The following is a 7,056-nucleotide window of genomic DNA, read 5'->3' on the forward strand; positions in this document are numbered from 1 at the left end:
ATCGCCGCTGACAGCCGTGCCTGTCCCGTCCCCAGCCAGAAGCCAGCGCCATGACCGTATCGACCCTCGACCGTCCTGCCGACCGCCCCGCCCTCACCCCGGCCGCCGACGCTTCCGGAGCGCAGACGGCGGCTGTGCAGGCCGGCCCGGCCCCCACCGTCGCGGTGCTGATCCCCTGCTACAACGAGGAGGCGGCGATCGGCAAGGTGGTGCAGGACTTCCGCGCGGCCCTGCCCGACGCCATCGTCTATGTCTACGACAACAACTCGAACGACCGGACGGTGGAGGTCGCGCGCGCCGCCGGCGCCGTCGTCCGGCGCGAGCCGCTGCAGGGCAAGGGCAACGTCATGCGCCGCATGTTCGCCGACATCGAGGCGGACGTGTATGTGCTGGTCGACGGCGACGACACCTATCACGCCGCCAGCGCCCCGGAACTGGTCAAGCGCTTGTGGGACGAGCAGCTGGACATGGTCAACGGCGCGCGGGTGACGGAGATCGTCGCCGCCTATCGCCCCGGCCACCGCTTCGGCAACCTCGTGCTGACCGGCATGGTCGCCAAGATCTTCGGCAGCCGCATCGGCGACATGCTGTCGGGCTATCGGGTGTTCTCCCGCCGCTTCGTGAAGTCCTTCCCGGCGCTGGCCAGCGGTTTCGAAACCGAAACGGAGCTGACCGTCCATGCGCTGGAGCTCCGCATGCCGATCGCCGAGGTGAAAACCCCCTACAAGGACCGTCCGCCCGGATCGCACAGCAAGCTGAACACCATCCGCGACGGCATCCGCATCCTGCGCACCATCATCATCCTGGTGAAGGAGGAGCGGCCGCTGCCCTTCTTCTCCGCCGCCTTCGGGCTGCTGGCCCTGCTGTCGATGATCCTGGGCGTGCCGGTGATCGCGACCTATTTCGAGACCGGGCTGGTCCCGCGTTTCCCCACCGCCCTGCTCGCCACCGGGCTGATGCTGCTGGCCTTCCTCAGCCTGACCTGCGGCCTAATCCTGGACACCGTCACCCATGGCCGCCGTGAGGCCAAGCGCATGAGCTACCTGTCGCTGCGCGCGCCGGGCAACCACCCGCCGCTGGCTGGCGCGCGCGGGGACGAGCGCCGGTGATGGCATCGGTCGCAAGCCTGCTGGACAGCCGGCTCGGCCGGCTGGGTGTGCAGTTCACCAAGTTCGGCGTCGTCGGCGTCATCGGGCTGGTGGTGGACACGATCGTGCTCTACGCCGGCCTGGCGCTGGGGCTGCAGTTCTTCGCCGCCCGCGTGCCGTCCTTCTTCGCGGCGGCGACCGCCACCTGGGCGCTGAACCGCGCCTTCACCTTCCGTGGCGCGGCGAGCGAGCCTCTGCACCGCCAGTGGGCCAAGTTCATCGCCGCCAACGCCATCGGCGGCGTGGTGAATTACGGCGTGTCGGTGGGATTGGAATCGAGCGTACAGATGGTCGCCGAACACCCGTTCCTGGCGGTGGCCGCCGGCTCCATCGCCGGCATGTTCTTCAACTTCGCGGCGTCGAAGCATCTGGTGTTCAAGGGGGCGTAACGGGGGGCGTAGCCATCTGGAGGCGCCCGCGAATCTGCGTTGCGCGGCGCCTTATGGACTTATCCCTGCGGCTCGCCATATAACGGCGGCCATGACCCGCGAATTCCTGAAGATGCACGGCCTCGGCAACGACTTCGTCGTGATCGACGCCCGTTCCGAACCCTACCGCCCCTCAGGCGCGGAGGTGCGCGCCATCGCCGACCGCAAGACCGGCGTGGGATGCGACCAGTTCATCATTCTGGAACGCACCGAGGCGCCGGGGGCCGACGCCTTCATGCGCATCCACAACGCCGACGGCAGCGAAGCCGCGGCCTGCGGCAATGCGTCGCGCTGCGTCGGCTGGCTGCTGATGGAGGAGAGCGGGCGCGACCGCGCCAGCTTCCAGACCGCCGCGGGTCTGCTGCACGCCTATCGCGCCGACAACGGCCGTATCACGGTCGACATGGGTCCGCCCCGCTTGGATTGGAGCGCCATCCCGCTGGCCGCCCCCACCGACACGCTGCGGGTCGAGTCGGTGGAGCATGGCGGCTTCGCGGCTCCGGTCGCGGTGAACATGGGCAACCCGCACGCCGTCTTCTTCGTCGACGATGCCGAGGCGGTGCCGCTGGCCGAGGTCGGCCCGGTGTTCGAGAACCACCCGACCTTCCCCGAGCGCTCCAACATCGAGTTCGCTCAGGTCCTATCGCCCAGCGCCATCCGCATGCGGGTGTGGGAGCGCGGCGCCGGCATCACCCAGGCCTGCGGCACCGGCGCCTGTGCCACGCTGGTGGCGGCGGCCCGCCGCGGCCTGACCGGGCGCAAGGCCGACATCCTGCTGGACGGCGGCACCCTGACCATCGAGTGGACCGAGGACGACCGCGTCCTGATGACCGGCCCGGTTGCGCTCGCCTTCAGTGGCCGCCTGTCGGCTGAGTTTTGCGCTCCTCAAGGCTGAACCGATGCTGAAGGATATTGTCACCGCCAAGCCGCTCGACGGCTACCGCCTGCACCTCCGATTCGAGGATGGTGCGGAGGGGAATGTCGACGTGTCCGCCCTGGTTCCTTTCACCGGAGTGTTTGCCGTTCTGCGCGAACCGGAAACCTTTGCCGCCGTTCGCGTCGACCCGGAGCTTGGGACTGTGGTATGGCCAAACGGGGCCGATCTTGATCCCGCCGTTCTCTATTCTTCGATCACCGGCGCCCCCTTGCCCGGTATGGGAGGGGCTGACCATGCCCGATGATGTCGTCCTGAAGACCGATGGCCCCGAAATCGTCACCTTCGGCTGCCGCCTCAACACCTACGAGTCCGAGGTGATGCGCAACCATGCGCGCAGCGCCGGGCTGGACGACGTGGTGATCGTCAACACCTGCGCAGTCACCTCGGAAGCCGAACGGCAGGCGCGGCAGACCATCCGCAAGCTGCGCCGCGAGCGGCCGGACGCCCGCATCGTCGTTACCGGCTGCGCCGCGCAGATCGACCCGCAGCGCTTCGCCGCGATGCCGGAGGTCGATCAGGTGCTGGGCAACCAGGAAAAGCTGCAGCCGGAAAGCTGGGGTCTTCCCCCGGCCGAGAAGGTTCTGGTCAACGACATCATGTCGGTGAAGGAGACCGCCGGTCACCTGATCGGCGGGTTCGAGGACCGCGCCCGCGCCTTCGTCCAGGTCCAGCAGGGCTGCGACCACCGCTGCACCTTCTGCATCATCCCCTATGGCCGAGGGCCCTCGCGCTCCGTCCCGATCGGCGGCATCGTCGAGCAGGTCCAGGCGCTGGTGAAGGCCGGCTACAACGAGGTGGTGCTGTCCGGCGTCGACATCACCAGCTACGGACCCGACCTGCCGGGGTCGCCGTCGCTGGGGCAGATGGTGCGCCGGCTGCTGGCGCTGGTGCCGGAGTTGCCGCGGCTGCGCCTGTCCTCCATCGACTGCATCGAGATGGACGACGACCTCTGGCGCCTGATCGAGAACGAGCCGCGTCTGATGCCGCATCTCCACCTGTCGCTGCAGGCCGGCGACGACATGGTGCTGAAGCGGATGAAGCGCCGCCATGGCCGCGCCGACTCCATCGCGTTCTGCGAGCGGGTGCGCTCGGTTCGTCCCGACGTGGTGTTCGGCGCCGACTTCATCGCCGGTTTCCCGACGGAGACCGAGGAGATGTTCCAGAACACCATGCGGCTGGTGGAGGAATGCGGCCTGACCTGGCTGCATGTCTTCCCCTACAGCCCGCGTCCCGGCACGCCGGCCGCCCGCATGCCGCAGGTCGACGGCGCCGTCCGCAAGGAACGCGCCGCCCGGCTGCGCGCCGTCGGCGAAGCGGCGGAGGCCCGCACGCTGGCGAGCCTCGTCGGCCGCACCGCCACGGTGCTGGTGGAGAAGGACGATCTGGGCCGCACCGAGCATTTCGCCGCGATCCGCCTGGGTCAAACCTTCGCGCCCGGCTCGCTGGTGCCCGCCGCCATCACCGGCATCAAGGACGGCGTGCTGACCGGCACCCCGCTCTGACCTCTCTTATAGTGGACACTCCATGATTTTCCGCTGGTTCGGCCGCAAGAAGCCCGAAGAGACCGCTCCCAAGGAAGAGGCGGCGAAGAACGAATCGGTGAATCTGGACACCGCCACGCCTGCGCCGGAACCTGAAGCGGAAAAGACGCCGGAAGCGCCGGCCGCTCCGCCGCCGCCGATGCCGGAGGTCGAGCCGGTGCCGGAAATGGCGGTCGCGCCGATCGCGCAGCCTCCGGTCGTGCCGATCCCGGTCACTCCTCCTGCCGTTGCCGCACCGGTCGAGCCGCCGCCCGCCCCTGCACCGTTGGCTCCGCCTCCGGCGCCGGAGCCGGAACCCGTTCCCGAATTGCCGCCGGCACCCGCCCCGACACCGGTCGCGGCTGCCCCTGCTGCTGCCGAGGAAGCACCTCCGACCAAGAAGGGCTGGTTCACCAAGCTGAAGGAAGGGCTGTCCAAGTCCTCGTCCAAGCTGACCGACGGCATCACCAGCATCTTCACCAAGCGCAAGCTGGACGACGAGGCGCTGGAGGAGTTGGAAGAGCTGCTGATCACCGCCGACCTCGGCCCGGCCACCGCGGCGAAGGTGACGGCGGAACTGGCGCGGACCCGCTTCGGCAAGGAGGTCTCGCCGGAGGAGGTCAAGTCGACGCTCGCCGCCGAGGTGTCGAAGATCGTCACGCCGGTCGCCAAGCCGCTGGTGCTGGACCCGACGCTGAAGCCGCATGTCATCCTGGTGGTCGGCGTCAACGGCACCGGCAAGACCACCACCATCGGTAAGCTCGCCCGCCAGTTCAAGGCGGAGGGCAAGAGCGTGATGCTGGCGGCGGGCGACACCTTCCGCGCCGCAGCGGTCAGCCAGCTGAAGATCTGGGGCGAGCGCACCGGCTGCCCGGTCGTCGCCCGCGACACCGGGGCGGACGCCGCCGGGCTGGCCTATGATGCGCTGGAGCGGGCGCGGGCCGAGAAGGTCGACGTGCTGCTGATCGACACCGCCGGCCGGCTGCAGAACAAGACCGGTCTGATGGAGGAACTGCGCAAGATCGTCCGCGTCATCAAGAAGCTGGACGAGACGGCGCCGCACACCACCCTGCTGACGCTGGACGCCACCACCGGCCAGAACGCGCACAGCCAGGTCGAGATCTTCCGCGACATGGTCAACGTCAACGGCCTGATCCTGACCAAGCTGGACGGCTCCGCCCGCGGCGGCGTGCTGGTCTCGCTGGCGGAGAAGTTCAAGATCCCGGTCCACGCCATCGGCGTCGGCGAGGGGGTCTACGACCTGCGCCCGTTCGATGCGGATGCCTTCGCCAAGTCGCTGATGGGGCTGAACGCGGACTGACCGGCCGGGGAGCGGCCATCGCCGATTGGGTAAGCACCGGAGGTTGGCCGAAATTCGGCCTTCCCAGCTTGTCGTTCGTACCCCATCTTTGATGACATGAACGACAAAGCCCCGCTCCAGCCCGGGTCGGCCGGGCGCTTCACCGATGCCAAAGCCGCACTGGCCTGCGTGCGGGACATTTATGACCGCAACACCGCATACTTGCGCGACCGCTTCGCCGCCTACACCCAGGGCGAGGAGGAAGGCGGACGAAACCGGGCCTATTACCCCTATGTGCGGCTGACCGCCGTGTCGGGGGCCGCGGTCGACACCCGGCTGTCCTACGGCTTCGTCGAGGGAGTCGGCGTCCATTCCACCACGGTGACGCGGCCCGACCTGTTCGAACGCTATCTGCTGGAACAGTTCACGCTTCTTCTGCGCAACCACGGCGTCCCGCTGGAGGTCGGTGTCAGCGAGGAAGCCATCCCGATCCATTTCGCCTTTCCCAACGGCATGTATGTGGAAGGCGATCTGCCGCCGGACCGGCTGACCAAGCTGCCGGATTTGTTCGATCTGCCCGATCTGGCGCGGATGGACGACACCATCGTCAACGGCACCTGCGACGGCGGGCCGGATGCGGTGAAGCCGCTGGCTCTGTTCACCGCCCCTCGGGTGGATTTCTCGCTGCACCGGCTGCGCCATTACACCGCCACCGCACCGGAGCATTTCCAGAACTTCGTTCTGTTCACCAACTACCAGTTCTATGTCGACGAGTTCATCCGGCTGTCGCGCGAGATCATGGAGCCGACCGGCGATGCCGAACTGGCGGCCTATCGCTGCCAATATGACAGCTTCGTCGAGCCGGGCGACATCGTCACCACCAACCAGAATCTCGGCGGCAGCGTGGATGCCGTTTCGGCCAAGCTGACGCGCATGCCGCAGATGCCGGCCTATCACCTGACACGGCCGGACGGCAATGGCATCACCCTGGTGAACATCGGCGTCGGTCCGTCGAACGCCAAGACGATCACCGACCATATCGCGGTGCTGCGCCCGCATGCGTGGCTGATGCTGGGCCATTGCGCCGGGCTGCGGCATACGCAGCGGCTGGGCGACTATGTGCTGGCCCACGGCTATGTCCGCGAGGACCATGTGCTGGACGCCGACCTGCCGCTGTGGGTGCCGGTGCCGGCGCTGGCCGAGGTTCAGCGGGCGCTGGAGACGGCGGTGGAACGGGTGACCGGGCTGTCGGGGTTCGACCTGAAAAGCATCATGCGCACCGGCACGGTGGCGACCATCGACAACCGGAACTGGGAGCTGCGCGACCACCGCGAGCCGCTGATGCGCTTCAGCCAGAGCCGCGCCATCGCGCTGGACATGGAAAGCGCGACGATCGCCGCCAACGGCTTCCGCTTCCGCGTGCCGTACGGGACGTTGCTGTGCGTGTCGGACAAGCCGATGCATGGTCAGCTGAAGCTGCCGGGCATGGCCGACCGCTTCTATCGCGAGCGGGTCGACCAGCATCTGAAGATCGGCGTGCTGGCGATGGAACTGCTGCGCGAGCACGGGATGGAGACACTGCACTCCCGCAAGCTGCGCAGTCTGGCGGAGGTGGCGTTCCAGTAGGGGAGTGTCGGCTTCGATTGCCCCCTCCCCATCCCTTGTATGTTGAGTTTGGCTTATAGTGTCTCCGACGGATCGAGCTGCTGGGGGTGGCCACCCC

7 protein-coding genes are annotated in these 7,056 nt (G+C 68.0%); all 7 read left to right on the forward strand.

Features of this window, described 5'->3' with window-relative positions:
- The first annotated feature begins 50 nt into the window (after positions 1–50).
- The 7 genes from TSO5_RS20515 (at position 51) to TSO5_RS20545 (ending at position 6,959) form a co-directional block, all read left to right on the forward strand.
- Positions 51–1,109: a glycosyltransferase family 2 protein gene (locus TSO5_RS20515; RefSeq protein ID WP_109153289.1), complete on the forward strand. Its 1,059-nt coding sequence runs from the start codon at positions 51–53 to the stop codon at positions 1,107–1,109.
- Positions 1,109–1,537, forward strand: coding sequence for a GtrA family protein (locus TSO5_RS20520; protein WP_109153290.1), 429 nt, complete (start codon positions 1,109–1,111; stop codon positions 1,535–1,537). Before TSO5_RS20515 ends, TSO5_RS20520 begins: the two co-directional genes overlap by 1 nt.
- A 91-nt stretch (positions 1,538–1,628) precedes the next feature.
- Positions 1,629–2,471, forward strand: a complete 843-nt coding sequence (gene dapF, locus TSO5_RS20525) for a diaminopimelate epimerase (protein WP_109153291.1) — start codon at positions 1,629–1,631, stop codon at positions 2,469–2,471.
- Between the two features lie 4 nt (positions 2,472–2,475).
- The gene (locus TSO5_RS20530; RefSeq protein ID WP_109153292.1) at positions 2,476–2,757 is read left to right on the forward strand and encodes a DUF2442 domain-containing protein; all 282 of its coding nucleotides are present in this window, start codon (positions 2,476–2,478) and stop codon (positions 2,755–2,757) included.
- Complete coding sequence (gene mtaB / locus TSO5_RS20535) at positions 2,747–4,015, forward strand: tRNA (N(6)-L-threonylcarbamoyladenosine(37)-C(2))-methylthiotransferase MtaB (RefSeq protein WP_109153293.1); 1,269 nt, start codon at positions 2,747–2,749, stop codon at positions 4,013–4,015. Before TSO5_RS20530 ends, mtaB begins: the two co-directional genes overlap by 11 nt.
- Before the next feature lie 22 nt (positions 4,016–4,037).
- Entirely contained in the window at positions 4,038–5,354 is a 1,317-nt protein-coding gene (gene ftsY / locus TSO5_RS20540; RefSeq protein WP_109153294.1) for a signal recognition particle-docking protein FtsY, read from the forward strand.
- Positions 5,355–5,450: 96 nt separating this feature from the next.
- On the forward strand, positions 5,451–6,959 hold the full coding sequence (locus TSO5_RS20545; RefSeq protein WP_109153295.1) for an AMP nucleosidase: 1,509 nt from the start codon (positions 5,451–5,453) through the stop codon (positions 6,957–6,959).
- Positions 6,960–7,056: the final 97 nt, after the last annotated feature.

The sequence above is a fragment of the Azospirillum sp. TSO5 genome, assembly GCF_003116065.1.
Lineage (GTDB): Bacteria > Pseudomonadota > Alphaproteobacteria > Azospirillales > Azospirillaceae > Azospirillum.

What these genes read in the sequence shown, in the direction of transcription:
- TSO5_RS20515 (WP_109153289.1), top strand. Translation starts at nt 51, where the DNA reads ATGACCGTATCGACCCTCGACCGTCCTGCCGACCGCCCCGCCCTCACC.
- TSO5_RS20520 (WP_109153290.1), top strand. Translation starts at nt 1,109, where the DNA reads ATGGCATCGGTCGCAAGCCTGCTGGACAGCCGGCTCGGCCGGCTGGGT.
- dapF (WP_109153291.1), top strand. Translation starts at nt 1,629, where the DNA reads ATGACCCGCGAATTCCTGAAGATGCACGGCCTCGGCAACGACTTCGTC.
- TSO5_RS20530 (WP_109153292.1), top strand. Translation starts at nt 2,476, where the DNA reads ATGCTGAAGGATATTGTCACCGCCAAGCCGCTCGACGGCTACCGCCTG.
- mtaB (WP_109153293.1), top strand. Translation starts at nt 2,747, where the DNA reads ATGCCCGATGATGTCGTCCTGAAGACCGATGGCCCCGAAATCGTCACC.
- ftsY (WP_109153294.1), top strand. Translation starts at nt 4,038, where the DNA reads ATGATTTTCCGCTGGTTCGGCCGCAAGAAGCCCGAAGAGACCGCTCCC.
- TSO5_RS20545 (WP_109153295.1), top strand. Translation starts at nt 5,451, where the DNA reads ATGAACGACAAAGCCCCGCTCCAGCCCGGGTCGGCCGGGCGCTTCACC.